This is a genomic window from Exiguobacterium sp. 8H, from assembly GCF_902506255.1.
Classification (GTDB): domain Bacteria; phylum Bacillota; class Bacilli; order Exiguobacteriales; family Exiguobacteriaceae; genus Exiguobacterium; species Exiguobacterium profundum.
Map to the genome: position 1 here is coordinate 1,629,644 of NZ_LR733429.1, position 25,994 is coordinate 1,655,637.

The 25,994-nt window shown below is 50.0% G+C and carries 28 protein-coding genes; 9 read left to right on the forward strand and 19 right to left on the reverse strand.

What is annotated here, in order from left to right; all coding sequences use genetic code 11:
- The first annotated feature begins 163 nt into the window (after nucleotides 1–163).
- Genes GVY43_RS08325 through GVY43_RS08345 form a run of 5 tightly spaced genes read left to right on the forward strand, consistent with a single transcriptional unit; the run spans nucleotide 164 to nucleotide 4,106 of the window.
- On the forward strand, nucleotides 164–1,483 hold the full coding sequence (locus tag GVY43_RS08325; protein WP_159562858.1) for a 6-phospho-beta-glucosidase: 1,320 nt from the start codon (nucleotides 164–166) through the stop codon (nucleotides 1,481–1,483).
- Nucleotides 1,480–2,799, forward strand: coding sequence for a PTS sugar transporter subunit IIC (locus tag GVY43_RS08330; protein WP_012727188.1), 1,320 nt, complete (start codon nucleotides 1,480–1,482; stop codon nucleotides 2,797–2,799). Before GVY43_RS08325 ends, GVY43_RS08330 begins: the two co-directional genes overlap by 4 nt.
- Entirely contained in the window at nucleotides 2,796–3,128 is a 333-nt protein-coding gene (locus GVY43_RS08335; RefSeq protein ID WP_084156011.1) for a PTS lactose/cellobiose transporter subunit IIA, read from the forward strand. Before GVY43_RS08330 ends, GVY43_RS08335 begins: the two co-directional genes overlap by 4 nt.
- Nucleotides 3,125–3,418 (forward strand): PTS sugar transporter subunit IIB, encoded by a 294-nt coding sequence (locus tag GVY43_RS08340; protein WP_012727190.1) that lies wholly within the window; start codon nucleotides 3,125–3,127, stop codon nucleotides 3,416–3,418. Before GVY43_RS08335 ends, GVY43_RS08340 begins: the two co-directional genes overlap by 4 nt.
- Nucleotides 3,387–4,106, forward strand: a complete 720-nt coding sequence (locus tag GVY43_RS08345; RefSeq protein WP_236548944.1) for a carbohydrate deacetylase — start codon at nucleotides 3,387–3,389, stop codon at nucleotides 4,104–4,106. The genes GVY43_RS08340 and GVY43_RS08345 overlap by 32 nt, the downstream gene beginning before the upstream one ends.
- 33 nt (nucleotides 4,107–4,139) lie before the next feature.
- On the opposite strand, the gene GVY43_RS08350 is transcribed toward GVY43_RS08345, so the two are convergent.
- The gene (locus GVY43_RS08350; RefSeq protein WP_031422484.1) at nucleotides 4,140–4,700 is read right to left on the reverse strand and encodes an AAA family ATPase; all 561 of its coding nucleotides are present in this window, start codon (nucleotides 4,698–4,700) and stop codon (nucleotides 4,140–4,142) included.
- A 189-nt stretch (nucleotides 4,701–4,889) separates the two neighbouring features.
- On the opposite strand from GVY43_RS08350, the gene GVY43_RS08355 reads away from it, so the two are divergent.
- On the forward strand, nucleotides 4,890–5,801 hold the full coding sequence (locus tag GVY43_RS08355) for a cation diffusion facilitator family transporter (RefSeq protein ID WP_159562859.1): 912 nt from the start codon (nucleotides 4,890–4,892) through the stop codon (nucleotides 5,799–5,801).
- A gap of 31 nt (nucleotides 5,802–5,832) precedes the next feature.
- On the opposite strand, the gene GVY43_RS08360 is transcribed toward GVY43_RS08355, so the two are convergent.
- From GVY43_RS08360 to GVY43_RS08380, 5 genes are read right to left on the reverse strand one after another with little or no spacing between them, the layout of a single operon-like run.
- Nucleotides 5,833–6,612 carry a VLRF1 family aeRF1-type release factor gene (locus GVY43_RS08360; protein ID WP_159562860.1) on the reverse strand — a complete coding sequence of 260 codons (780 nt, stop codon included), beginning with the start codon at nucleotides 6,610–6,612 and terminating at the stop codon, nucleotides 5,833–5,835.
- Nucleotides 6,613–6,624: 12 nt separating this feature from the next.
- The gene (locus GVY43_RS08365) at nucleotides 6,625–7,794 is read right to left on the reverse strand and encodes a hypothetical protein (RefSeq protein WP_159562861.1); all 1,170 of its coding nucleotides are present in this window, start codon (nucleotides 7,792–7,794) and stop codon (nucleotides 6,625–6,627) included.
- 22 nt (nucleotides 7,795–7,816) lie between these two features.
- Entirely contained in the window at nucleotides 7,817–8,656 is an 840-nt protein-coding gene (locus tag GVY43_RS08370; RefSeq protein WP_159562862.1) for a YitT family protein, read from the reverse strand.
- Nucleotides 8,657–8,671: 15 nt separating this feature from the next.
- The gene (locus tag GVY43_RS08375) at nucleotides 8,672–9,790 is read right to left on the reverse strand and encodes a M20/M25/M40 family metallo-hydrolase (protein ID WP_159562863.1); all 1,119 of its coding nucleotides are present in this window, start codon (nucleotides 9,788–9,790) and stop codon (nucleotides 8,672–8,674) included.
- Between the two features lies 1 nt (nucleotide 9,791).
- Nucleotides 9,792–10,919, reverse strand: a complete 1,128-nt coding sequence (locus GVY43_RS08380) for an AI-2E family transporter (protein WP_159562864.1) — start codon at nucleotides 10,917–10,919, stop codon at nucleotides 9,792–9,794.
- A gap of 171 nt (nucleotides 10,920–11,090) precedes the next feature.
- On the opposite strand from GVY43_RS08380, the gene GVY43_RS08385 reads away from it, so the two are divergent.
- On the forward strand, nucleotides 11,091–12,248 hold the full coding sequence (locus GVY43_RS08385; protein ID WP_159562865.1) for a hypothetical protein: 1,158 nt from the start codon (nucleotides 11,091–11,093) through the stop codon (nucleotides 12,246–12,248).
- Nucleotides 12,249–12,259: 11 nt separating this feature from the next.
- Here the strand turns inward: GVY43_RS08385 and GVY43_RS15965 are convergent, their stop codons facing one another.
- Both GVY43_RS15965 and GVY43_RS08390 read right to left on the reverse strand, forming a co-directional pair.
- Nucleotides 12,260–12,424, reverse strand: coding sequence for a hypothetical protein (locus tag GVY43_RS15965; RefSeq protein ID WP_012727200.1), 165 nt, complete (start codon nucleotides 12,422–12,424; stop codon nucleotides 12,260–12,262).
- A 19-nt stretch (nucleotides 12,425–12,443) separates the two neighbouring features.
- Complete coding sequence (locus GVY43_RS08390) at nucleotides 12,444–12,668, reverse strand: hypothetical protein (RefSeq protein WP_159562866.1); 225 nt, start codon at nucleotides 12,666–12,668, stop codon at nucleotides 12,444–12,446.
- 119 nt (nucleotides 12,669–12,787) lie between these two features.
- On the opposite strand from GVY43_RS08390, the gene GVY43_RS08395 reads away from it, so the two are divergent.
- Nucleotides 12,788–13,663 (forward strand): hypothetical protein, encoded by an 876-nt coding sequence (locus tag GVY43_RS08395; RefSeq protein ID WP_074035961.1) that lies wholly within the window; start codon nucleotides 12,788–12,790, stop codon nucleotides 13,661–13,663.
- A 35-nt stretch (nucleotides 13,664–13,698) separates the two neighbouring features.
- On the opposite strand, the gene GVY43_RS08400 is transcribed toward GVY43_RS08395, so the two are convergent.
- The 8 genes from GVY43_RS08400 to GVY43_RS08435 all read right to left on the reverse strand — a co-directional run bounded on the left by GVY43_RS08400 (nucleotide 13,699) and on the right by GVY43_RS08435 (nucleotide 22,180).
- Entirely contained in the window at nucleotides 13,699–14,448 is a 750-nt protein-coding gene (locus GVY43_RS08400; RefSeq protein ID WP_074035959.1) for an SDR family oxidoreductase, read from the reverse strand.
- Nucleotides 14,449–14,561: 113 nt separating this feature from the next.
- Entirely contained in the window at nucleotides 14,562–16,259 is a 1,698-nt protein-coding gene (locus GVY43_RS08405) for a methyl-accepting chemotaxis protein (protein WP_159562867.1), read from the reverse strand.
- A gap of 200 nt (nucleotides 16,260–16,459) precedes the next feature.
- The gene (locus GVY43_RS08410; RefSeq protein ID WP_159562868.1) at nucleotides 16,460–18,304 is read right to left on the reverse strand and encodes a methyl-accepting chemotaxis protein; all 1,845 of its coding nucleotides are present in this window, start codon (nucleotides 18,302–18,304) and stop codon (nucleotides 16,460–16,462) included.
- A 124-nt stretch (nucleotides 18,305–18,428) separates the two neighbouring features.
- Nucleotides 18,429–21,158 carry a hypothetical protein gene (locus GVY43_RS08415; protein ID WP_159562869.1) on the reverse strand — a complete coding sequence of 910 codons (2,730 nt, stop codon included), beginning with the start codon at nucleotides 21,156–21,158 and terminating at the stop codon, nucleotides 18,429–18,431.
- Nucleotides 21,159–21,282: 124 nt separating this feature from the next.
- Nucleotides 21,283–21,495 (reverse strand): DUF2922 family protein, encoded by a 213-nt coding sequence (locus GVY43_RS08420; protein WP_074035953.1) that lies wholly within the window; start codon nucleotides 21,493–21,495, stop codon nucleotides 21,283–21,285.
- A 27-nt stretch (nucleotides 21,496–21,522) separates the two neighbouring features.
- The gene (locus GVY43_RS08425; RefSeq protein WP_159562870.1) at nucleotides 21,523–21,735 is read right to left on the reverse strand and encodes a hypothetical protein; all 213 of its coding nucleotides are present in this window, start codon (nucleotides 21,733–21,735) and stop codon (nucleotides 21,523–21,525) included.
- A gap of 26 nt (nucleotides 21,736–21,761) precedes the next feature.
- Nucleotides 21,762–21,902 carry a YvrJ family protein gene (locus GVY43_RS08430; RefSeq protein ID WP_074035951.1) on the reverse strand — a complete coding sequence of 47 codons (141 nt, stop codon included), beginning with the start codon at nucleotides 21,900–21,902 and terminating at the stop codon, nucleotides 21,762–21,764.
- A 68-nt stretch (nucleotides 21,903–21,970) separates the two neighbouring features.
- A complete protein-coding gene (locus tag GVY43_RS08435) occupies nucleotides 21,971–22,180 on the reverse strand; it encodes a hypothetical protein (protein ID WP_012727210.1) in 210 nt (69 codons plus the stop codon).
- 321 nt (nucleotides 22,181–22,501) lie between these two features.
- On the opposite strand from GVY43_RS08435, the gene GVY43_RS08440 reads away from it, so the two are divergent.
- The gene (locus GVY43_RS08440) at nucleotides 22,502–22,927 is read left to right on the forward strand and encodes a MerR family transcriptional regulator (RefSeq protein WP_074035947.1); all 426 of its coding nucleotides are present in this window, start codon (nucleotides 22,502–22,504) and stop codon (nucleotides 22,925–22,927) included.
- Between the two features lie 70 nt (nucleotides 22,928–22,997).
- Here GVY43_RS08440 and GVY43_RS08445 read toward each other — a convergent pair whose 3' ends face one another.
- Genes GVY43_RS08445 through GVY43_RS08455 form a run of 3 tightly spaced genes read right to left on the reverse strand, consistent with a single transcriptional unit; the run spans nucleotide 22,998 to nucleotide 25,935 of the window.
- On the reverse strand, nucleotides 22,998–23,342 hold the full coding sequence (locus tag GVY43_RS08445) for a YxeA family protein (RefSeq protein ID WP_159562871.1): 345 nt from the start codon (nucleotides 23,340–23,342) through the stop codon (nucleotides 22,998–23,000).
- Nucleotides 23,343–23,354: 12 nt separating this feature from the next.
- Nucleotides 23,355–25,187, reverse strand: a complete 1,833-nt coding sequence (locus tag GVY43_RS08450) for an ABC transporter permease (protein ID WP_159562872.1) — start codon at nucleotides 25,185–25,187, stop codon at nucleotides 23,355–23,357.
- Nucleotides 25,174–25,935 (reverse strand): ABC transporter ATP-binding protein, encoded by a 762-nt coding sequence (locus GVY43_RS08455; RefSeq protein ID WP_159562873.1) that lies wholly within the window; start codon nucleotides 25,933–25,935, stop codon nucleotides 25,174–25,176. The genes GVY43_RS08450 and GVY43_RS08455 overlap by 14 nt, the downstream gene beginning before the upstream one ends.
- Nucleotides 25,936–25,994: the final 59 nt, after the last annotated feature.

The window sequence follows — 25,994 nt, forward strand, 5'->3', positions numbered from 1 at the left end:
CTTTACGTTGGGTTGGTTCCTTTATTGTGATACAGCAAGCATACAAATGCAAATACAAAAACTTATTTGTATTATTTGTATTTTTTATATTGCCGAAAGTTGTATCATTTGTTATATTTGTTACGACAAAAAGAAATCGCTTTCAAAAGGAGGAGTTGGCACCATGGCAGTCAAGGTCGTCATCATCGGCGGTGGGTCCAGTTACACCCCGGAAATCATCGAAGGATTGATTGATCGACAGGCAACGTTCCCCGTTCGGGAGATTGTGCTCGTCGATATCGAAGAAGGGAGGGAGAAACTAGAGATCGTCGGTCGTCTCGCTCAGCGGATGATTGAAAAGGCAAACGCCGAGATCACACTCAGTTGGACGCTCGATCGAAGAGCCGCACTCGTCGGCGCAGATTTTGTATCCACACAGATTCGGGTCGGTGGACTCAAGGCACGCGCGCTCGATGAACGCATCCCGCTCAAGCACGGCTTCATCGGGCAAGAGACGAATGGCGCAGGCGGATTATTCAAAGCGTTCCGTACCATCCCGGTCTTGATCGACTTGGCAAATGAAGTCGCCGAGATTTGTCCGGATGCCTGGCTCGTCAACTTCACCAATCCGGCGGGCATCGTCACCGAGGCCGTACTCAAGCACTCATCTCATAAGAAGGTCATCGGTGTATGCAACATCCCGTTCAACATGCGAAACTCGGTCGCTGAGATCCTCGAGACGCCTGTCGAACGAGTCGCAATTGAATTTATCGGATTGAACCACTTCGTCTTCGGTCGTCACGTATGGGTCGATGGCGTGGACCGGACGAGTGACGTCCTCGCCTCGCTCAACTCAGGCAACGATTACTCGCCGGCGAACATCGTCGGTCTCGGTTGGAGCGAATCGTTCCTATCGTCACTCGGCATGTTACCGAACCCGTATCACCAGTATTACTTCCAGACGAAAGATGTGTTGAAGAAAGATCTTGAGGCGTACGCACAAAATGGCACCCGTGCCGAAGTCGTGCAACAAGTCGAGGCGCAGTTGTTCGAGAAATACAAAGACGTCGATCTCGCCGTCAAACCGGAAGAGCTTGAAAAACGTGGAGGCGCCTACTATTCAGACGCCGCCTGCAACTTGATGGACTCGATTCACAACGACCGCGGTGACATCCAGACGGTCAACACGCTCAATAACGGCACGATTCGAGATTTACCAGACGATGCGGTCATCGAAGTGAACGCCGTCATCACGAAGTCGGGGCCTCGCCCAATCTCCATCGGCGCGTTGCCGCTACCGATCCGTGGGCTCATCACGAACTTAAAAACGTTTGAACAGCTCGCCATCCAAGCGGCTGTATCTGGCACGTACGAGGACGCCTACCTTGCCTGCCTCATGAACCCGCTCATCCAGGACGAGAAACGGATCGACCCGCTTCTTAAAGAGCTGTTCACAGCGCACGAGGCGTACCTACCCCAATTTAAGAAGGAGGTTTACTCATGAACAAGTTTATTGAAATCGCGGGACGTATCGGGTCCCAAAGGCACTTAGTCGCCATCCGTGACGGATTCGTTTCCGTCATGCCACTCATCATCGTCGGGTCGCTCGCGGTCCTCATCAACAACTTCCCAGCCATCAACATCGGTGGTCTCTCACTCGACTTCGTCGGCTCGATGAACAGCATGTTCGGCGAAGGTAATTGGCAAGGGCTCGGTGGTAGCATTTGGAATGCGTCCTTCGCGATACTCGGGCTCCTGATCGCCTTCTCGATCGGGTATAACTTGGCCCGTTCATACGGGATTGACGGGCTCGCGGCGGGGATCTTGTCGCTCGCCTCGTATATCATGCTCGTACCGGTCACTGCTGACTGGGGTCTCAACTTCGCATGGCTCGGCGCACAAGGTCTCTTCGTCGCCATCATCGTATCGATTGTCGTTACAGAAATGTTCCGCTACCTCATCAATACGAAACTGACGATCAAGATGCCAGAAGGTGTACCAGGTGGGGTCACCCGTTCATTCCAAGCGCTCATCCCATCAATGATCATCTTGACGGTTGTCGCAGGATTCCAGCTCTTCATGACGCTCGTCGTCGAACTCAGTGTATTTGAAGTCATCTTTAAAGCGATCCAACAACCGCTCCAAGGATTCGGCGACTCACTCCCGGCTGCCTTGCTCATCGCCTTCTTGAACCACATCCTTTGGTTCTTCGGGCTTCACGGGACGAACATCATCGGCTCGGTCATCGAACCGGTCTATCTCCCGCTCATCGAGCAAAACTTGGCTGCCTTCCAAGCCGGAACGTCAGCGTTTGATGTACCGTACACGGTCACAAAACCGTTCTTGGATGCGTTCGTCTTCATGGGTGGATCGGGTACGACGTTCGCGCTCTTACTCGCGATCTTCATCGTCGTCCGCAAACAACGGAATCACCCGTATCACCAAGTGGCAAAACTGTCGACACCAGCCAGTCTCTTTAACATCAACGAACCGGTCATCTTCGGTCTTCCGATCGTATTGAACCCGATCATGCTCGTACCGTTCATCTTAGTGCCGGTCACGCTCACCATCGTCTCTTATGTCGCGCTCTCGACAGGCATGGTTCCGAAGACAGTCGCCATCGTCCCATGGACAACGCCACCAATCATCAGTGGCTATTTGGTAACGGGCGGTAGCGTTCGCGGCGTCTTGCTCCAAATCGTCAACTTGTCGATTGCGACAGCGATGTATATTCCATTCGTCATGGCAGGAGCGAAGGCGATGACAGCCGAAATCAATAAAAACAAAGCTGCTACTGAGGAAGGAGAAAAGATTTCGTGAAAACCGAAACCATCCAAGAACTCTCGTTTATGATTATCTTACATGCCGGAAATGCACGCTCATCTGCATTCGAGGCTATCGCTGCCGCGAAACGCGGTGAAGCGGACGAAGCGGCGGCAAAGTTGAAAGAAGCCGACGCGGCCTTCTTGGACGCACACAAGCTACAAACGGAGCTGTTACAAGAAGAGGCACGGGGGACGACGAGCGACATGAGCGTCCTCCTCGTCCACGCACAAGACCATCTTATGACGGCGATGACCGTGAAAGAGCTCGCCGTCGAAATGATTGACATGATCACCCGTTTGAATCGATTGGAGGAAACGACATGAACATCTTACTCGTCTGCTCGGCAGGAATGTCGACATCAATCTTAGTGGAAAAAATGCGAAAGGAAGCTGCTGCACGCGGACTCGACGCATCCATTGACGCGATTCCGGAGTCGCGCTTGAAAGAACAGTCGAACGTCGACGTCATCTTGATCGGACCACAAGTCCGCTACCTCGAAGGCAAAATCAAGTCGTCCGTCGACGTCCCGGTCGCGGTCATCGATAACATGGCGTATGGGATGATGAAAGGCGACCTGGTCCTTGACCAGGCACTCGGTCTCGTCAATGCTTAAAACGTTCGTCCTCGTCAACGCCGATGACTTCGGCTTGACGACGGGTGTGAACGCCGGCACACTCGACAGTCACGTGAATGGAATCGTCAATTCGGCGACGATGATCATGAACGGGTATGCCGTCGAGGAAGCGGTCCGACTCGCGAAACAACATCCGTCGCTCCGTGTCGGGGTCCATCTCGTCTTGTCTTGGGGCAAACCGCTCGCCGACACGAGTGCTCCCCTCACGAAAGAAGATGGTACGTTCCGCTACACGAGCCGCTTCATGACTGAAGACTCGCCTGACCCGGAACTCGTCTATTTGGAGTGGAAAGCCCAAATCGAGGCGTTCCTTGCGACAGGACTTCCACTCGACCATCTCGACAGCCACCATCACCTTCACGGTTGGCCGGTCCTGCACGACGTCATCATTCGTCTCGCTGAAGAATACGACACGACGTTTCGGGCCTTAACAACGCTCGGGTCACGCCGAGACTTGTGGGTGACCGAACGGTTCAGTGATCAGTTCTACGCGGATGGCGTCTCCCATGCGACGCTCGATGCCATCGAACCAGGACGATCCATCGAAGTGATGGTCCATCCGGCCGACCTCGATGATCGTCTTCCGAACGTCACCTCATACCTTGTACCACGCCTCCTCGAAAAACAGGTGTTGGTCGACTATGAACGCCCCGAATGGTGGGCATGAGAAAAGCGAGTTCCCATGTGGGGACTCGCTTTTTTATAGGTCGAATGCTTGTTGAATCTGTGCCGCTGTCTCCTCTGGACTTAAGTTCGTGTTATCGATCCGGAGATAATGCTCGACGTCTAACTCCCCGGGACGTGAGTTCAATCGGTACATCGTCGCCGTCTGCTTCAGTTCCGCTTCGGACCAAGCGATGTCACGTTTCGACGGTTTATGGGTGAGGCGGTTCTCCGTCGTATTGCGCGCAAGGCGTTCCTCTATCTCGGCCTCGAGCTCGACATAGTAGATGTCCGCCCCGTGTGACTCGAACAAGCCCGTCACCTTCTTCACGTAATCCCAGTCCTCCTGCATGTCAAACGCCCAGACGAACGTGAAAATCATGCCGGGTAAATCACTCTTGGCGACCGCCTCGAACAGTTCTTGACGAAAGTGTTGGACGAGTCGCTTCCCTTCCGGCGTCCCGTAATTGAAGAACGGTCCGACGAGGTCGATCGTCATATGGTTGTGGAATAATTTCAGTCCGGTTTTATCGGCGAGCGCCTGACCGACCGTCATCTTGCCGACGGCTTGTGGACCAAATAAGATGATGAATTTCATTGGATGAGCCCCTTTTGTGTCTGTTCATTTCATTTATCATACTAAAGCCGGCGCCGATTTTCATGAGATTGACCAATTTTTCCAATTCATCATGTGATAAACTTCCCTTTTTTATGGATGTATTAGATTTTAAGTGAACGGGAAAATACAGACCATCGATGGTCCGTCTTGTTCAAAGGGGGCACTCTTATGCCGAAAGATCCTCAGCTCGAACGTTTTGTATTACGTGTCTCGGTGTTCGCTTCTCTATTCTTCGCCATTTCTGGAATCATTGTCGGTTACTATCTCTCCTCTGCCTTTATCCTATTCGACGGAATCTACTCGTTCTTGAGCGTCATCATGAGTTGGATTTCTCTGCGAGCCGGGGTGTTCATGCTGACGGCAGATAAACGATTCCCGTTCGGTAAAAGTACAATCGAACCGTTCATCATCCTGTTTCAATATGGGGTACTCCTCTATGTCATCGTCACCGCCTTCCTCGGGGCAATCGAGGACATTCGAGGTGGAGGGAATGAACTCGTCCTTGGAGGGGCACTCGTCTATTTGGCCATCAGCGCCGCGTTGACGTATGGAATCTTTCGGTATTTACGAACGTTTCAGCTAAAGGCGAGTTCTGGCCTCGTAAGTGCCGAGATTGTCCAATGGCGGCTCAGCTTCGTCTTGACGGGTGGGGCACTCGTCGGTTACTTGATCGCCCAAGTGCTCGTCTGGTTGTCCTTCGAAGCCATCTCCCCCTATGTGGATCCGGTCATGTTACTTCTCATCACGATGTGGCTAGTCAAAACACCACTTGTTGAGATGTGGACAGCCATCAAAGAGTTGATTGGAATGAATACGGAGACTCCTTATAGTAAACAAATTACGTTGACCATCCTACAAGTCGCCCATCAATACGACGTCATCAAGACATACGTCCGAACGACAAAGTCTGGGAATCTATTGTTTATCGAGATTGATCTCGTCGTCCCGACCACTTATCGATACGACAAGATTGCCGATCAGGACATGATTCGTCAAAAGATGGAGGATGCTTTAGCTTTCTTACCTTATGAGAAATGGTTGACGATTTCGTTCACACACGACAACCGATGGGCAGAATAAAGGCGGATGACAACTGTCACCCGCCTGTTCCTCATCCTTCAAATGCCCGACGCAGCACTTCTTCTTCCTCTGCATTTCCGAGATTCCGATGCACCACTCGCTCCACCTCGATGTTAAGCTCCTCTTTTAAGAGGCTTGCGCTCCGCTCTTGCCCGATGATGACGACCTCGCTCCAATGATGTTTCTTCCGCAGAGACCGAATCTCTCCAGCGATTTCACGATAGAATCGTTGGATTTGTTTTTCTTTCCGACTGTCGAATTGATCGACTTGACTACTTGAAGCAGCATTTTGTCTCGACCCACGTCCCTGATACCTGCGCCACTCATCCGAATTCAAATCGAGTTCATAGACCGTTACGTCTTCGACCTCACCGAGTCTCGTGTCATAGACGGTGATTGCATCCATCTGCGGAAGCAAGATGCCGGTATTCGGGAACTCGGCATCTAATTTTTCAATTTGATCGAGGACCGGTTCTTTTCCATAGTGAAACTCATTGTCGACATCGAGTTGCAGGAAGTGAAGTTCGAACAATCCATCGTTCCCTTCCGCGAATAAGACGATGCTTCGCAACAGTTTATGTTCATTATGTTTAATCTCTTGTTCGGTCCGTTCCCTCACTCCTTTGAACGCCTTCACCAATGTCTCATCCCCGCTCGCTTCGACTTCTTGTTCGAGCCGGCGCAACTCATTCTTCAAATGAATCTCCCATTTGTCCCGCTCACTCGGCTTGGTGCTCAAGTAAAGACTGAGCACCCCTGCCTCTGCATTATGAAGTTTCTTGATCTTTCCAAGTTCAGTTGATAATGCCATCATAACTCCTCCTTAATAGATAAACGCAGCGAGTATCCCCGTGATAAAGACAGATGTGATGGTGACCGTCGAGAATCCAGCAACAATCATTTTCGGTAAAATCTCATCTTCAATAATATGCACCTCCTCATCCGTCTCACCGATATTTTTCGCCGCCTCCTCACTTAAGATCAGCGTCCCTGGGAAACCATATAACGCCGTCAATCCGATTGCCATTGACATCTCTTTTGAATAGCCGAGGAACCGCCCGGCGAGGAAGGCGAATAAGAGAAGCCCGGTCACCCCGAATGCAAATGCGATGGTAATTGGGACGATCAAGTCGAACAGGTCGCTCGGAGACAACGTTGCGAGCGGTCCGAAGATGATGAGCAAAATTGCAATCATGATCAACCCATATGCATCGATCCCGTTCAAGGCGTTCGCTTTCAGCACTTTGAAGCGACGTAAGATGATTCCGAGAATCAAGGCGATCACGAACGTGTTCAAGTAGCCGTTCGTCCAACCGCTGATGACGGTGGCAATCAACACGACGCATCCCATGACGAACAGGGTTCCTGCCGTCGTATGGAAAGGTGCTGGCAAAATCGAATCATCTGTCTCGTCATGGACGACTGCGTGCTCTTTCGGTGTGGCGAGCGTCCCATCCCGATAGGCGGTCTGAATCCGACGCGCTTCTTTTCTCAAAATGATGGACGTGAGCGGAAAGCCGATCAAACCTTGAGTCGCTGCAATCAGTACCGGAAACACGGCGACCGACACAAGCCCCGCGTTGATTGCGGCGTCTTGAACGAGAATGATCGAGATGGTTCCGCCGCTGATGGCTGCAATACCACTCAAGATATAGTTCGTATCGAGAAAAATCTGTCCAAACGCGTACATGAAGACGGCAATACCTACCACAGCAGACACCCCGATCACGAACGTTTTCCATTGACGTTTAAATTCATCTAGGCTGATGAGCGTTCCGAGATGGACGATGACGAGTCCGACGACTGTCTGACCGAGCGCTAACAATGAAGACGACGGTAACAAGTCTTCCGGGAACAACCCGGATTTAAACCCGACGAGAAAAATGATGGACGCCACAAATAATGAAGATAATAGAGCTTTCGTTTTTTTGGCGACATAATCGCTCACCGTCCATATCAACATGACAATCGTAAAGGCGAGTAAAGAGTTCATGCGCGAAATCCCCTTTCTGGGTTCAGACACGTGGTTGATAACTAAATCCTAAACCGTGTACGTCTGCGACATTGTAGACAATCATGAACGACTGTTTGTCGATCGCATTGACGGCTTTGAGTGCTGTCTGGTACTCGCTCCGCGTCAACACGATCATCAACATCTCTCGATCCTCCCCTTGAAATCCTCCTCTGACATCAAACACGGTAATGCCTCGGTCGACTTCCCGATAGAGCGCTTGTTTGATTTCATCGAGATGAGACTCACTCATAATAAAAATCGCTTTCTTACGATCGAGCCCGAGTTCGATATACGCCATGACGGCCGATGTCAAAATAATCGAGGAGATGGCGAATAGGAATGACTCGACTCCAAATACGAACACACTCGATACGACGATAAGGGCGTCCGTCAAAAAGAATCCGATCGCTGTATTCAATCCCGTATATTTGTGCAAGATCAACGGCGGAATTGTGGTCCCCCCACTCGAGGCCCCGATTCGATAGAGCATCGCGACGGCAACGGCGAACAAGATGCTACCGAAGACGACCGAGAAGAAGCGATCTGACGTGACCATATACTTCGGAATGACCGCGAGCGCAATCGGTAAAAACAGACTACCGAGTAAAGTGTTATAAAACACTTTCTTCCCAAGAAAGACGAATGTCAGGATAAGCAAGAGTCCGTTTAGAACCGAGACGACAATCGAACGATCGATATCAAGGACTTCCTCTAATAGAATCCCAATCCCGGTCACGCCGCCTGCTGCGATGTCGTGAGGACCTAAAAACAGATTGATGGCTAATCCGATGACGATGATGGCAGCGAGAATTACCGCGACATCACTTATTCTTTTACGCATCACAATCCCTTCCTCTCACGAGCGGAACGTCTGCATCGTCTCAATGACCCGTAAGACAAAAGAGACACTATCTTCTAATTCTTTGATTGGAATCGATTCGTCGATGGTATGAATGGCTTCATATCCAATCGAAACATTCAACGCCACTTTCCCGGACTCGTTGAACACGTTCGCATCACTTCCTCCGCCACTATGCTCGTAGCGGACTGAAAAAGATTGATCCGTCAATGCTTCCGCCACGTGTTGAACGAACGGTTCATCTTCTGAAAACCGATAGCTCCGAATCATCTGTTCTGTTTTGATGTCGACTGTCCCACCATGATTTGAAGCTGCCTGTTCAAATGCAAGAATCATGTGCTTCACCTGGTCCACACACGCTTCATGATCAAGTGATCTCGCCTCCCCGACTAACGTCACCTGCTCCATGACGACATTACTCCCCGTTCCTCCGGATATTTTGCCAATGTTTGCTGTCGTCTTTTCCGATATCCTGCCGAGTTTCATGTTTTGAATGGCGTCCGAAGCAATGAGGAGTGCAGAGATTCCTTTTTCCGGTTCAAGTCCCGCATGGGCAGCTCTTCCGTGAATGTCGACTTGAAGACTAAACATGCTTGGGGAACTCAAGATGATACCGCCGACCGACCCACCATTGTCAAGAATCAGTCCATGTGTTGCTTGAATCGTCGACATATCAAGCGCTTTAGCACCAAGCAATCCAACTTCCTCGCCAGGGGTAAAGACAAGCTCGATTGGTCCGTGTCGAGTGCCTTCACTCTGCAAGCGCTCCACGACTTCGAGCATGATGGCAATTCCCGCTTTATCATCGGCCGCCAAAATCGTCTCCCCTTCAGAAAAAACGATATCATCCCGGACGATTGGAATGATTCCTTTCCCCGGAGACACCGTATCGATATGAGCCGATAAAAATAACGGTTCGATTGAAGAATCTCCTTTCAGACGAGCAATCAGATTGTTTGATCCAAGACCGGTCCGATCTTTCGAATCATCTTCATCGATTTCGAGACCCATGCGGGCACATCGTTCTTTTAATTCATCTAAAAACGGACCTTCTGCATAGGATTCCGAATCGATTCGCACAAGTTCCATAAACGTTTCCGTCACTCGGGATGACATCTCAATCATTCCTTTCGATAGGTTGTTTCGACGATTTACGCAATTGATACAACTTTTGAAGGTTAAGGAATGTGACTTTTAACACGGCGTAGAAAGGAACAGCAAGCAACATACCGACAATACCGGCTAATCGACCTGCGACGAGTAAGACCAAGGTAATCGTGATGGGATGGACCCGTAGCGACTTTCCTTGTACAAGAGGAGAGATGACATTGGCATCTAATTGTTGAATGATGGTAATCGCGACAATGACATAGATCGCTTTGACCGGTTCATCGATGAACGCGATCAAGACAGCTGGAGCGGCCCCGAGAAAAGGACCGAAATAAGGAATGATGTTCGTAGCAAAAATAAAGATACCGAGCGGCAAGAAGAACGGGACATCGAGTAACCAGAGCGCAATCGTCGCAAAGAAGCCGACGAACGTACAGACGATCAACTGGGCTCGAACGTATCGTTTGATTGTCTCATGCATGTCATGAAGGATTTGACGGGCATCTTGTTCATAAGTTCCTGGGACCCAGCGCACAATCGCACTCGCCAGTTTTCCTCCATCAATCAACATAAACACATACAAGAACAAGGCGATAAATAGGGTGAATAATCCCGAGATGATAAACGCGAGGACACGACCGAGTGACCCGGCTACACTACCAATCACTGCGCCGACCGTATCCGTCAATTGACGAATCCACGTGTCAATGGAGGTCTCATTTTGATTGATATAGTTCTGGAACCACGTATACTCTTCCAAGGCTCGATACAAGTTGACAAGTTGCCGATAACTCGCTTCCGCCACTCGTGGAAAGGCATCGAGGAGAGCGAAGAGTTGGCGAGTCAAGATCGGACCGAGGGTGATCACAAACAAGACAGCGAGAAGGAGTAATGACAAGAGAATAACGAGAATCGCAAATGATCGTCGCTTTAACCTACTTTCGAGCCAATCGACGAATCCGACAGTGAGATAGAATAAGACTCCTGCGATTAGAAATGGCGTGAGGACGGTGGCAAAAAAGATTCCGAGCGGGTAAAAGATAAATTCGACTTGCTTCAACATAAAAAGAATCGTTAAGATGAGCAGCACCCAAATCCCGTTACGAAAGGCAGGGGTGAGCCAGAAGGGTTGCATGGCATGTCTCCTTTCATGGAATCATACCTACTTTTTCCCCGATTCCTAAAAATCATTCTTTCACAGGGAAAACAACACAATTCATCCGAACACCCTCCAAAATATTTGTTTACCTCTTTCCAAATGAAGGAATAAGCATAGCATCGAACTTTATAGAAAGAAGGTGCCCCTGTGACTTGTCCCCACTGCGGAAAGAAGACACGATCGAAAACGGTCTGTCCGACGTGTGGCCGCCGCTCACGTCGCACGATTTGGTTATTTGCCACCCCATTCGTTATCGCACTCATTGCCTTTGTCACCTTCATTGGAAATGCCTATTTCACGGACATGCTGCGTTCGACCGATTCGCTCGCCAATCAGGTCAACTTGCCGATTGGGGAAGATACGGTCTCCGCTGACGAAGCGACACCGGTCGACTTCGCGGCCTTACAGGACAGCCTATTCACCGTCAGTTACGGGACGGGATTTTTGGTGAGCTCACGCGATGTCGTCACCGCCGCCTCGAATGTTGCTGGGTTGACGAATATCATCATGTACCATGACGGTGAGGCCGTCTCCGGCACCGTCGTCGGTCGGACGAAGCTCATTGCTGTCATTCGAATTGAAGAGACGGAGAACACACCATACACACTCACGCAAGCGATCGCCGCAGAGGACGAGACGTTGACCACATTGACGATGCAAGAACGCATCAACGGTACGGTCACATTCGCCGAGAACGGCTATAGCCGAAACTTTGAATTGCCACGTCATGCGTATGGCAGTCCACTTCTTTCAGCATCCGGGCGAGTCGTCGCCATCCATTTGCGTGGGATCGCCTTGCCGACCGCACTATTTGAACAAGACATCCGTACGTTCATCGCAAAAGATGCACCGGCACCGCCACCTATCGAACTCGCACCCGTTGAACCGATCAAACCGGATTTGACAGAAGAACCGGTCGTCGTTCCGGAAACGCCTTCTATCCCTGAGGCACAACCTGAAATCCCACCTGTCACTGAACCGGAGGCACCGGTCGAGGAAGAAGTCGAAGAGGAGGTTGTGGAAGAGCCCGAACCGACGACACCTGAAGTGACGCCAGAAGAACCTGCGGAACCGCCGAGTGAACCGGAGGAACCGACGGATCCACCGGAAACGGAAGAGCCGATTGAAGACGATCCTCCGGTGACTGAGCCGGAGGAACCGAGCGAACCGGAAGAGCCAGCGGAGCCAGAAGAACCGACGACGCTCGAACCAGACGGGGATGAGGGCTCCATCGTCGAAGACGATCCGGACACTGAAGAAAACATAAATGAAGAAGAAAACGACACAAGCACTCCATCCGAATGATGGAGTGCTTGTTATTCGTCACGTGTGAAACGTCGTTGGAGATTGCCGAGCACCGCTCCTAGTCCGAGCAGTAGAATCGACAGCGCCCAGAACGGGAGCGCGTCTTGCAATAACCAGACGACGAGGGCACTGAAGCCGACGACGGCTCCAAGCCATAGAAAGTTCCGTTGTCCCATGTCATTCACCTCGTCCTCATCATAACACATCGACCCGACGTGCCGTCGCTTGCGGTGGCAAGGAGCGTGTCAACCGTTCATCATGCTCGACTCGAACCTGTTGTCCGATGAGAAGCGGTGTCTCATCCAAAAGAGGTCTCGCTACATGAAACACGATGCCGTCAAACGGTTCTGCTTCCCACGTCGGCGTGACGCGGATTTTCTCATCCATCACCTCTGCGACATATCCAGTGAACGTCGCCATGCCGTTCCCCTCCTTTCCAGTCCTTACTTTCCATTTCCCGTTTTTACAAAAGATGCTACTCGACTGTGACAAGAACAAGTATAATAGAGCGACACTAGTACTTGTGAGGAGGACACCCTATGACACAAACGATCGATTTACACACCCCAGAGTTCCAGCGCACGTTCCTTGAGATGATGCTCCTCGCAGAATTAACGGAAGCTTATAACGCTGAAGCCATCAATGACATGGCGACACGGGGCGAGACCGCGTTCCCGGACGACCCATTCTTCCCGGCGATGCGTGCTTATCCATATATTCGAGAAGGTGACACCGATTCGGCCAAACCGTGGCTCGAGAAAGCGAGTTCGCTCGGTGACCACTACATTCTTCATATGTTAAAAGGATTTGTCAGTGAAGACACCGGGTTCACGTTCGAGGCGGAACAACACTTTCTCCGTGGCGTCGAACGCTATCCGGATGTCCCAATCATGCATCGCGCCCTTGCCGTCCACTACTTCGACCGCAAGTTCCATGGCGAGGCCGGTCTCCATATCATGAACTATGTCCGGCTTGCCGGATTTGGTCCGGACACCGTCCCGATGTTGCTCGAATTTTTCCAAGTGTATGACGACATTCCGCTCGATATGGTCGATGAACTGATGAAGACGGCGAGTGGTTACTTAACATTGAACCCACATGACCCACATGCCCATTCCTTATACGCGTCTATGTGTAGCCATCGTTTCGCTGCACTGACGGCCGAGTTGAAGGACGATGACCCGCTTACCGACGAGATGATTTGGATGCTCCTTGAAGTCGAGAATCACGGGATGTGGAGTGCGACCTATGACCGCAGTGAAGAGCGAATGTTTCGCCATATGTTCGCAGAATACGTCGATAACGTCATTCTTCCGAACACGTCACAGTTTTATGTATGGCGCCTAAGGTTGCGTTACTTGACACGTCGCCTGACACACCGCTTCACGGGTGGCTACTCTGTACCGACATCCTAAAAAAACATCACGCCAACAGGGCGTGATGTTTTTGTTTATCCGGCATACGGTTTAATCGGTCCACGCAGGCTGAACGAGTAGTCCTCCGGATCGACAATTCCGACGACTTCGTCGCCTTCAAGTAACTCCCATAGGAACTCCGCCATCTCGCGCGCCGTATGATATTTCGCGACGTTCTCACTGTAGTCGAATCCTTCCGTATCGCGAGCCCGGTCGGCGAAGCTCGTCTCCGTTGCGGCCGGTGCGAGTACTTTCGCCCGAAGTTTGGCCCCACTCTGCTTCAACTCTTGTGCGAGTCCTTCCGTATATGCACTCACGAAGAACTTCGTCGCACAATACGTGACCGAGTTCGGGACGATTCGATATCCCCCGACAGACGACACGTTCAACAGCTGTGCCCCTTCGATATCATGATAATCTCGAACGTATAGACTCGATAAGACGGTGAGCGCCTCGATATTCAAACGAATCATGTTCTCGATTTTACCGAGGTCGACGTCCTTGATGAGATCTGCATCCCCGAATCCCGCATTGTTGATCCACGTCTCGATGTCGAGGTCCGCAAGCGATTCATATAATCCGTACACGTTCTCGCTATATGATAGGTCGGTCGATTTGATGATGACGTCACTGTCCGACGAGATCGATTTGATTTCATCACGCAACGATTCGAGCTCTTCTTTTCGTCTTGCGACGAGCACGAGCGACTTTCCCTTTTCAGCGAGCAACTTCGCTGTCTCATACCCGATACCTGAACTGGCTCCTGTAATGACCGTATACTTCATATAATCCACTCCTTTTTGTCGTTTACCTTGTTGTTCATTCCCCACTTTCTTCATCGCAAATCGTTTCGATGTGAACGAAAAAGCCCTGACTCCAAGGAGACAGGGCTTTCAACTTATGTCGTGAATCGACCAATCAGTGTCTGCAGGTCACTCGTCATATTGCCGAGTGATTCGGCGACACCGTTCAATTCTTGAATCATCGCGAGTTGGGCGTCAGCCGTCTCACCGACCGTACGCATCGTGTCGGCCATCCCTTCACTGTCTTGTGACATTTGAAGAGAGGACGTCGCAACTTGTTTCGTCGTCTCCGCAATCTCATGCGAGGCGATGCGGATATGTGACGTATTATCGACTGATGTCTCGAGCTGACTGACAATCTGTTCGAATGCGCGTGTCGCTCGTTCGAGCAACAACGTGTTCGTCTCGACGCGTTTCGCACTGACGACGTGTTGGTCGAGAACAGCGTTCGACTGTGTCTGAATCGACTCGATCAACCCGGCGATCTGTGTCGCCGACTGTTTCGACTGCTCGGCAAGTTTACGCACTTCTTCTGCAACGACGGCGAACCCTTTTCCTTGCTCACCGGCACGTGCCGCTTCGATGGCCGCGTTCAATGCCAACAAGTTTGTCTGGTCGGTGATCGATTGAATGACCTCGGTGATAAGAGCAATCTCGTCAGACTGTTGCTTCAATGCCGAAATCGATTCTCCCGTCAGACGTGTCTCCCGCTCCAGTGCGAGCACCTCGTCTTTCGCCTGAGCCATCGTCGCACCACCTTCTTCGGCGAGCTTCAAACTCTGTGACACGTCATCGTCAATCGAGCCGATCGATCCAGCGATACGACCGATGCCTTCATCGGCAGCAGCCACCGCTTGAGATGTTCCAGTCGCTTCTTTCGCCTGCGCGACCGTTTCTTCCACGACTCTGTCGATGAGACGTGTCGTTTCCTCCGTCTGTGACGCCATCTCTTCCGTACTCGCATACAGTTCTTCCGATTGTGCTGTGATTTCCTGTGCGTTTTGGGTGACGCGGTCAATGAGTTCACGCAAATTTCCCTTCATGCGGTTGAAGCCGGTCATCAATTGTCCGATTTCATCTTGCGTGAGCGCCTGAAGATCCTCACGTGTCAAATCACCTTCCGCGACTACTTCTACTTCTTTCGCTAAGAATCGCAACGGGGTCGTGACCATATGACTAATGGCATATCCGGCACCAAACATCAGTATCAGACTGACAACTGCGATAACGACTGAGTACCAAAAGGCACGCTCACCTGCCTCCTGCAATTCGGCTTGCATCGCAATTAACTGTTCTTCTGTTTCGGCTTGTAACGTCTCACCTGTCGATGAGATGGATTTTGTCACGTCCGGCATGAGACGGAATACTAATCGATCGATTGCTTCTTGATCTTTTGAGTCAATCGCAGCGATGGCTTGAGTCGCCAACTCATCATATCCTGTCGCGTATTCGAGTAACGATTCATATTCCTTTCGTTCGGCCTCATTGTCCGCAAGCTCGATTAACGATTCGATGGCGGCTTTCTTCTCTTCTCCGCCCCGGCTGATTTGTTGTTTGCGTTCATCATCCTGTAGGAGCACATACCCGCGGACACCATACGCTTGACGGACCATCCCGAGCGCCAAGTCGTCTGCCGCTTTCATCTTCATGACATCGTTTGAAATCATGTGTTCATATTGACTCGTCATCCGGTCGAGCGTCCACAGATTGTATCCCATTCCAACGATTGTCAAAATTAGAATCAAACCGATACTCATCATGATTTTTCTTGATAACGTCCATTCGTTCAACATCTTTTTCACGTACTACGAGGAGTAATCTCCTCTTCCACCTCTTTTTCTCTCTATTTTTATGTATTGCCTTTTCTTTATCGGACACAACAGCCTAATTTGTACCAACAATTTGAAATTCATTTATGTATTGACCTATCTTTTTATTTTTTTGTACTGGGCACAAAAAAAGAACCAGACATCTGCCTGGTTCTGAGTCTTGCTTATAGCTTGAATTGCGCCACGCGATTCGAGAGTTCGGTCGCCCGTTTTTCTGTTTCGCCCATCTTCGCCTGAACGTCGTTGAAACGCTCGACTGAGAGTTGAACTTTCTCTGAAATCGACTGCGTTCCGTCCGCGCCTTCTGTCACGGTCGTCGCCACTTCTTGAATGACACCAAGAATGTTGTCCGTCATATGGCGAAGTTGAAGCGCGTTACCTTCGAACGTCTTCGCTGTCTCCCCGAACACTGTCGCATCCTGTTCATATTGCGTTGCCGACTCTTCGAGACGGTCGTAGTCGGCCATGACTTTCGTATTGAGGAACGTCAACATATCTTCCGAACTCGTGTTGAGTCGTTCGACCGAATCAATGACCGTGTTTGACACGTCACGAATCTCGTTGACCGTCTGACGTGAGTTTTCCGCCAATTTGCGGATTTCTGATGCAACGACCGCAAAGCCGCGACCTGCTTCCCCAGCACGTGCCGCTTCAATCGAAGCGTTCAAAGCGAGTAAGTTTGTCTGGTCAGCAATCGCAAGAATAGCTGTCGTCAAGACACGAATCTCTTCAACCGACTGTGCTCCTTTGATGGCTTCTGCGAGTTCGACCTGTTTCTTCTCGATAATTGCCACTGCTTCTGTTTTCGAAACAACGGCTTGCTCCCGCATCTCGTGCGCTCGAGCTTCGACACGATTTGCCGTTTCGGCACTCTCATTGGATAAGTCGACGATTGAATCGATCGAACTTCCCATTTCTGTCGTCGAGGCACTCATTTCTTGCGAAGAGGCTGCCGTTTCTTCCATACCAGCCGTCAATTCTTCGACCGTTCCAGACGTCTCTTCCATATAGTGACTGAGTCGCGTCACTTCAGCAGATACGTCTTTTGAAGACGAGAGAACGACTTTCGCTGTCTCATCGACATCAATCATGATTTCACGAAGTGTGCCGAGGAATGTGTTGAATGAACGACTGACTTGTGCAATCTCATCATTCGACGTGACCGGAATCGTCATCGTCAAATCGCCACCTTGGGTCGCGAGTTCATCAAAGCGCGTCTGAAGTGTGCGCATCGGTCGGATAATCGAGCGCAACAGGCTGAGACCGAGGAATAAGAGAATCGCTACAGCCCCGATGGTCACGGCAATCAATGCCATAAGAGACTGCATGAATTCACTTTCCATGTTCTGTCCGACACGTTGTGAGCCTTCCGAGTTGTAGTCGACAAGGTCCGCTAGTTTTTGTGTGAAGTTGTCATATGTAGATTTGGACTGCGCATCATAGTATGAGCGCGCCATCCCTGTGTTACCGGTCGAGCTGAACGTCAACATGTTGTCCGAGACGCGTTGATACATCTCCCATTGACGCGAGAAATTCTGGAATAGTTCTTTGTCTTCCGCACCTGAAGCCGTTTTTTCATACTTTGGTGCAATCGTATTGATCTCTTCACGAATCTCTTTCATCCGTGTCGTGAGCTCTTCTTTTTTGGTCGCATCCTCTGTCACGATGTGATCGAGTTCGAGTGTTCGATAGTTTGCGGCGAGTGTGTTGAGTTCATGAGCATAATCGAGCCCTTTGTTCCAGTTATTGACGATATCGTCCGCTTGACGGTTCGCGTCACTCATTGAAAACAGTGCGTAACCACCGACGCCAAAGACCATGACGAGCGATATGATGACGAGCCCCCATAATTTTTGACGAATCGTCAAATTCTTTCCAACGTTCGCTCCGAAAGATGTCGTGCGTTCACGCTTCTCTCCGCGCTTCCATTTGAGTGTCGGTTTCCACGTCCATGTCGGTTTTCGTTTGATCCGGCTCAGTGCCTTAGACCATGTTGATTTCCATGCCATCTATGTATTCCCCTCTCAATCATGCAGTGTTTCCTATACTATCGACAATTTTCAGAAAATAATGAAGAGGATTGACCAAACTTAAAAAAGGTGACTCAAACTACAAGAGTCACCTTCTGATTATTCAATACACAGATTTCGTTGTTTGATTCGTTCGATTCGCAGGCGTCACGACTTTGAATATCAGTTTCGACCCACGTCGCTGCGTTCCGATATAGACGTTGGTCGTCGTCGAGCCGATGGACTTTTTGGCGACCAACTTACTGCCGTTGTAGACGTACAGCGTGCCATACGGGACGTTCGTTCGCACCGCTACCGATTTTGTCGTCGAACGGATGGTCCCTGTGCTGATTGTCGGACGAATCCCCGACTTGACCACAACTGATTTCGCGTCACGATGAATACCCGCCTTCGCCTCGAAATAGAGTTTCGTTCCAGCACGAGGACGGCTGAACGTGAGCGTGTAGGACCCATTTGCATTCGATTTTGTTGTCGCGATGATTTTCGAGCCATTCTTTAACGTCACGGTCGCGTTCGGTAGTGTCTTCCCGACCCGTTTCGTCTGTTCATCCGTCAACGTCACCGATGGGATTGTCGCACTTGGTAGCCTATACGTTAGCGTCTTTCGTTTCGATCCGTATGAAGATTCGATGATGACTGTTGTTCCCGGTTTTGCCGAAATATGATATCGATTCGTCCCGACAACGCGAGTATAGAGTACGACTCCGTTTGAGATGAAATTGATATCCGTATTTGGATCGTGTGCCAACGTGAACGTCGCGGATGAAGACGTGAGGAGAACATCTTTCACCGTCAATACTTTTGGTGTGTCACTCGTCACTTTTTTCTCTACCGTTTGGGTAAGTTCTGGACGAAAACTCGCAACAAGTTTAATTGTCTGTCCTTCGCGTAGCGGCTCTTTCAAATTGATGACGTTCATACCTTTCGTCAGGCGTTTCGCTGACTCAGCTCTTCCGTCGCGTGAAACAGCGAGCACCGGGTCTAGCTTGTCATTATAGACAGTGATTGTCGTGTCGCCTGTTTTCGGTGGTTTTGTCCACGTAAAAGATGGCATCGGATAGTCTTTCGTAACGTAGACCATCTCGTAAGGACGTTCTTGTCCAAGGACACGGAAAAAGATCCGGTATGACCAGGGTTGGTCAGAACTGTATGTCGTCAATTGCGCCACACCGTGTTCATCCGCCTGAACTTCTTTCACTTCAAATGCTGTTTTCGAATTCAATTGTCTTACTTCCACTTTTGCGTGAGGTTCTGTCTGGATAGAGACCCCTTCCATTCGCGTTTCTGTCAGAACTTTTGTTGGATTGTTGATTACCGGCTGTCCAAGCATAAATCTCTTTTTGACAGACGCTTCTGTTGCTTGACGGTAATCCCATGCATCAGAAACATATAGCTCGATTGTTTGATTTCCTTCGATGATTCCATTCGAGAGCTTGAAGCGACCAGTCTCGTCTGCTTGAACGGGACTCGAACACGTAGCAAACGACGCTTTTTCACACGAAAGATATACGGTCGCATTCGGTGCCGTTATTCCGCTAATCTCCCCGACTGCTCCGTATTCGAACGAGGTGTCCACTTGAAGCGGAAGTTGTTTGACCGGTTTGTAAGATTTCCAATGGTCCAACATGGCGAAGCTGACCTTAGTGGAGAACGATTGATCAAATGATGGAATCGTATAGCCTTCCGCGAACGATTGTGCCGACTCGACTTGTGTCACATCCGTCGGCAATTCAGCAACAGGCACCTTATGTTCGATCCCATCAACGGTTGTGATGGTCGCCATGAGTTGATATGCATGATTCAGCCACGTATGCCCCTCCTCCGAGTTGCCAGTAGCTTTCAACCACGTGTACATTTCTTTCGGTTTTTGCCCGAAACGTTCGATTGGCAACAACCACTGATCGTCTTGTACGAAGTATCCATTCTCGATTAAATCGAACTGGCTATTCGTGTTGCGCGTGCGCAAGCTCGTCTCCGTGATATGATTTTTCGTTAAATCAATCGTGACCATCGAATCATCAAACGTCACACCATAATAAAGCCCATCGTGATAGATCAGTGATGTGAGATCGTAGTGGACCTGCCCGTTCAAATTGAGCGTTTGCATCGTTCGGGTTGCGAAATCGTAGACGTATAAATGATTGGATCCTTTCATAAAGAGTCGATCGGTCTTCGACTCAAAATCGATGGATAACGATTCATTCGGATACGTCGTCTTTCCTAGTTCCTCTCCCGTTTCAAGTGAGAGATGTGTGATTGACTTATCAGATGTATTGAATGCAATCAATTCATCAAGATTCGTCCCTAATATCAGACTTTGTCCCAAAATGAGCGGGTAAGTCCTTTTGACCGTTCCTTTCATATCCGTCAACGCCCACTCACCTTTGTACGAATCACGCCAGAGCATCACGTCTCGACTGGCATCATACGATACGAGGTACGCCCGATGTGGTGATTCTAAGGAATCGATTCGAGATGTCGTTCCGTCTCGTTGGACGCGGATGAGGGGTTGGTCATATTGCGGAACGGCAATCCATTCCTGTCTGTCTAAACTCGCGATCCACGAGCGAACACCTCCGTAGCTCCCCTCGTCACCAGATGAATGCGTCGTTAAGTCCCCGGGATAGTCAATGATAACGGTGGACTGATTATTCGGGTCATGCAGGCGCGTCTTCCCGTTCAGATAGTCTAGATAAAATGGTGACTGCGGGATGACTTTAATCGATTGTTCAAGTTTTGTCCCGGTCTCGATTATAGAAGTGGCCCATGCCTCCTGCTTTGGCACTACAAGCAGGATCATTGTCAGCATGATGGCATATAGATATCGTTTCAACTTTTTACAAACCCTTCCTTAATTTATTTATTTTTTGCTCCTTTAAATATAATTGTTAATTATGATTTTTGAAAGATAATTATGTAAATAAAAAGAAGCATCGCCATGGCGATGCTTCTCGACCTCATTTCTCACTCAATACGGTCTGCGTACCTTCAATCATCTTGATTTCGGTCCACTCCATCACGTTCTTCGCGAGCGGATCGTTGGCGACCATGAAGTCAGCAAGCGCTTCTACTTTTTGGGCTTCGACCGGTTGTTTCACGTTATTCAAGCGGAAGCGTACGACCTTGTGGAATGCATCTAAAAATGAGATTTCAAGTTTTGTGTCAGTCATGGGTTATTCTCCTCCTTAAGATGTGGGTTAGACTAAATCGTATTCACGGACGATGCCGAGGTCTGCTCCCTCTTGAATGACGAGATCAATCAAGAGACGACCGAACGCATCAATCGTATCTGCCGTCAGGTCGGCACGAATCGGACCGAACCGTTGTGCTTTTTTCGTCGGTTTTGCTGTTTGTACGTCATGATGCGTCGTCAACACGAACGTTGCTTTCTTCTCTGTTAAGACAGCCATGGGGGATGGCTCCTTTCAATAGGGGATTAGGTTTCTGATGCGGTCGAGGTATCCATTCGTTCGAGCAGCTGGATCATACGATCGAGCTTCGTCTCAATCCGATGAAGCAAATAGAGCGAGACAACGATAGGGAACCCCAAATTTGAGATGAGTTCGGGCCAACTCATGTGACCACCTGCTCATCGTGCCGAGGATTGGCAGCGGGACGAGTGAGGTTTTTCATAAGTCCTCCCTGTTAATACACTAGAAATTCTTGGGCCACGACGTAGTTGGCGGATTCCACATCAATCAGTGCCTTGATCAAGTCACCAAACTGTTTCATCCGCGCCTCATCCATCCGACTTCCAAGCGGTCCATAGCGGACGAGTTGCTTCTTCTCTTTGCCGTCGAGTTGTCGCCGGGTGTCCAAATAAAGCATCGTCGCCGTTTCTCGATATGCTGCCATCTGTCTCACCTCCTTCGTCCTTATTAACCGCTTACAAAGTCGAAGTGCTCATTCTATTTTTCTATAACAATAAGTGACGATAGTCCTAAACTATCTGAATATTTATTCATTTTTCAATTTCTGTCTACTTTTCTTGAGTTTTCATATTAAGTAGGGTATCTTAATCTTCGGCAGACAGCATTCAAAAATACGTCAAAAGTACCATGATTTATTCCCCACATTTGAAAAAACTGTAAGTTAAATTCTTGTAAATGGGGTACGATACGTAGGAGGGCATTTTTTGAATTTTACTAGTCAGTCTTGAAGAAGGAGACATACACGATGAACAGCCTAGACCTCGCAAGCTTTGCCTCAATTCCTTCCGCTCAACACGACTTCGACCAAGCCGACCTGACGTTTTCAGCGACCGAATGGGATACATACCGACCGGAACAGGGAAAACTAATTTCGTATAAAGAGCAGCATCTAATGGTCTATCCGCTCAAAGAATTGAGTCGCGCCTTTAGCGTGGCCGGCATCCCACGCAGCCAACAGCAATTGATCAAATGGGAAACAGATGGCGTCTTGCCACCGACCCCATTTACGTTCGGCCGGAAGCGATTCTATACGGAAAATCAGATTCGTACCATTGTCGACATCGCACTGGAATGCGGATTGCGTCCACGAACACATGTGAAGAAAACAAACTTCTCTGAATTGGCGCATCATGAACTAACGTACATACTCAAACTTGAACTTCATGCCTAGGAAACTCCTCTCGTCTGAGTAGGCAAAAAAAAATCATTCGTCATGATGTTCGTGACGAATGATTTTTTTGTTACAACTTCTCAATGACTGGACGAGGAAGCTCTTCCCGTTTCACTTCGTCGTACGAGGTCACGGTATCTTCATCTTTGACATAAAGACGTAAGAACGCCCCCTCCCGAAGTTCTTTCCCGGCGGTAAAGGTGACTTCTTTCTGGTCACCTTCCTCCGTGAATGCGGATTGTGTATAAATGTAACGCTTCATCACATCGCCGTTCTCGAGCGTCGTCTCCTCTACATCCGTCGCCCCTCCGATTTCAACGAAAAGGGTGTCCTTCCCAATTCGATTCCAATCCACCTGAGTGACTCCGACCACTATTAAAATCGAAACAATTGCAATTCCAATCCATTTTTTCATATTTTTCTCTCCTTATCGAATCGCCGTCATGAAGCGGCGAACTGTGATGCCATAATAGACCGCATAAATGGTCGTATAGACGCCCATCCACACGAGAACCGGTATCGTGAAATTCATGCTCAACAAGTTTGAAAACGCGATGAGCGCCACGGTCGCATGAAGAATCCCGAGCGCGAACGGGGCGAGAAATACGACGATGATCTGTTGGCGCACCGTCCGGCGCACGTCCCGATCGGATATCCCGATTTTCTGTAATATCGCATACTTCGCCCGGTCATCCTCTGCCTCCGTCATCGTTTTGAAGTAAATGACGCTACCTGTTGCAACGAGAAAGACGAGCCCAAGGAATGTCCCGACAAAGAGGAGCGCCCCGTTCATTGCCATCGTCTCGGCGTACACGTCCGGTGCACTCGAGAACGATTCAAGCCCGAGTCCCGCTAGACGCTCAGATTGTTCGCGCTGATCTTTGAACGACTCCGTGAGGGCAACGTGATACGTCTCGCTCGGCTCCGTCATCGTTTTGAACATGTCGTCGGCGACGACGAGGAACGACCCGCCGAACGTCATCACGTTGAGCGGTGATTCTTCAAGACGCGTCGACACGTCAACCGTCTGTCCTGACAGTTCGACCGATTCGAGATTCTCCGAGTAACGTTCGTCATAGAACGGGTCGACCCATACGACCTCATCCTGTCTGAACGGTGCCGGCTCTGCCACGCCGAGACCTTGCAGAAGATGGCGGTATGTCGATTCATCGATGACCCCGAGCTCACGCTCTCCGTATTGCGCTTCCGTCCGAATCGTCTTTTGTTCGACACTTGATTCGAACGTCGCTCCGTTCACCTCGACCGCATCCCCTTTCCAGGCATACGTATATGGTGTATAAGAGGCGACATTCTCTTCCGCGTAGTAGTAGACGCTAAAGATGGCACCTCCTGCCGTGATTGCTGTCGCGCTGATGATGCTGATCAACGTGAGCGTCTTCGCGTTCCCGCGAATGCGATAGAGGAGCTGTGACGTCGTCAACAAATTGAGTCGTTTCCACGACCAGCGTTCGTGCCCTTTCAACCATGTCAATGCGAAAATCAAGACACTGTGAAAGAGAAGCGCAGACCCGATGACACTCAATCCGATAATGAGAAGCGGCATCGCGAGTCCGAGCATTCGCCATAGCGATGACGTCATCAAATCTTGGAGCGCGAGCCAGTACGCCGCTCCAATTGTGAGCACACCTGTGAGTGCGACCCATCCTTTCGCCGTCGGAACTCCTTCCCCACTCTTATCCGCATGGAACAGGTCAATCAACTTGAAGCGATAGATGACGCGGTACCCTTGGAATGATGTGAAAAGGAAAATAGCAAGAAAGACAAGGAACGTCTCGATGAATGCCGACGCAGAGAAAGCGAATCCGATGTTCAAGTCACTGTCCATCAATCGCATCAACAGTTGCAAAAGCGCATTCGACCCGAACAGGCCGAGCACGATTCCAACGACCAAGGACACCGCTCCAATGACGATATTCTCAAACAAGAGCAAGAGTCCAATCTGTTTCTTTCGGACCCCGAGTAATGAGTAGAGCCCGACCTCTCGCTTACGTCCTCTCAAAAAGAAGGCGTTCGAGTAGGCGATAAACAAAGCGACGAACAACATGAGGATGAACGTCGACGTGCTCATCAACCCGCTGATCTTTTGCGATGTTTCCGCAAGCGCACTGATTTCATGACTGTGCTTGAGTGTCGCGAACGTGAAGTAGATGACGATGGAAAAGATGGTCGTCCCGACATAGAGTGCATATCGCGACAGATTCCGTACGACGTTTTTCTTAGCGAGCTCAAATAGCGTCATCGACCGCACCGCCTTTCGCGAGCTCCTCGAGGATTGATTGGTAGAATGCGTCTCGTGAGGCGTTGCCGCGAATGAGCTCTTTCTTCAACTGTCCGTCTTGAATATAGAGGACTCGGCGGCAAAAACTTGCGGCGAAGGCGTCATGCGTCACCATCATGATGGTCGTCTCCGCTTCATTCAACCGAGCGAGGGTATCTAAGAGATCGGTCGCCGACTTCGAGTCGAGCGCACCGGTCGGCTCATCGGCAAAGATGAGTTTCGGGTCCGAGATGAGCGCCCGACAAACAGCCGTCCGTTGTTTCTGTCCGCCTGAGATTTGATACGGGTACTGCTCGAGGATCCCTTCGAGTCCGAATCGTTTCGCTAACCGCTCGACCTTTGCGCGTGTCTCATGAACCGGCGTCTTCGAGACAGCGAGCGGGAGCAACATGTTTTCCCGGACCGTCAATGAATCGAGCAAGTTATAGTCCTGAAAGATGAATCCAAGATGGTCACGTCGGAAATCGGCAAGAGCCTCCTCATTCATCGCTGCAATGTCATCGCCTTCGACTAAAATCTCACCCGACGTCGGTGTATCGATTGTCGCGAGGACGTTGAGCAACGTCGATTTCCCAGCCCCGGACGGCCCCATGATTCCAACGAACTCCCCATGTTCAATGGTGAAGGAGACGTCATCGAGCGCTCGAAACGTCGCGTCCCCTTTCCCGTATGTCTTTTGAATCGCTTTTACTTGTAATAATGTTTCCATGTTCAGCACCTCTTTCTGTCCCTTACATTACGCCCTCTGTCTTAACTCCAACTCACGCG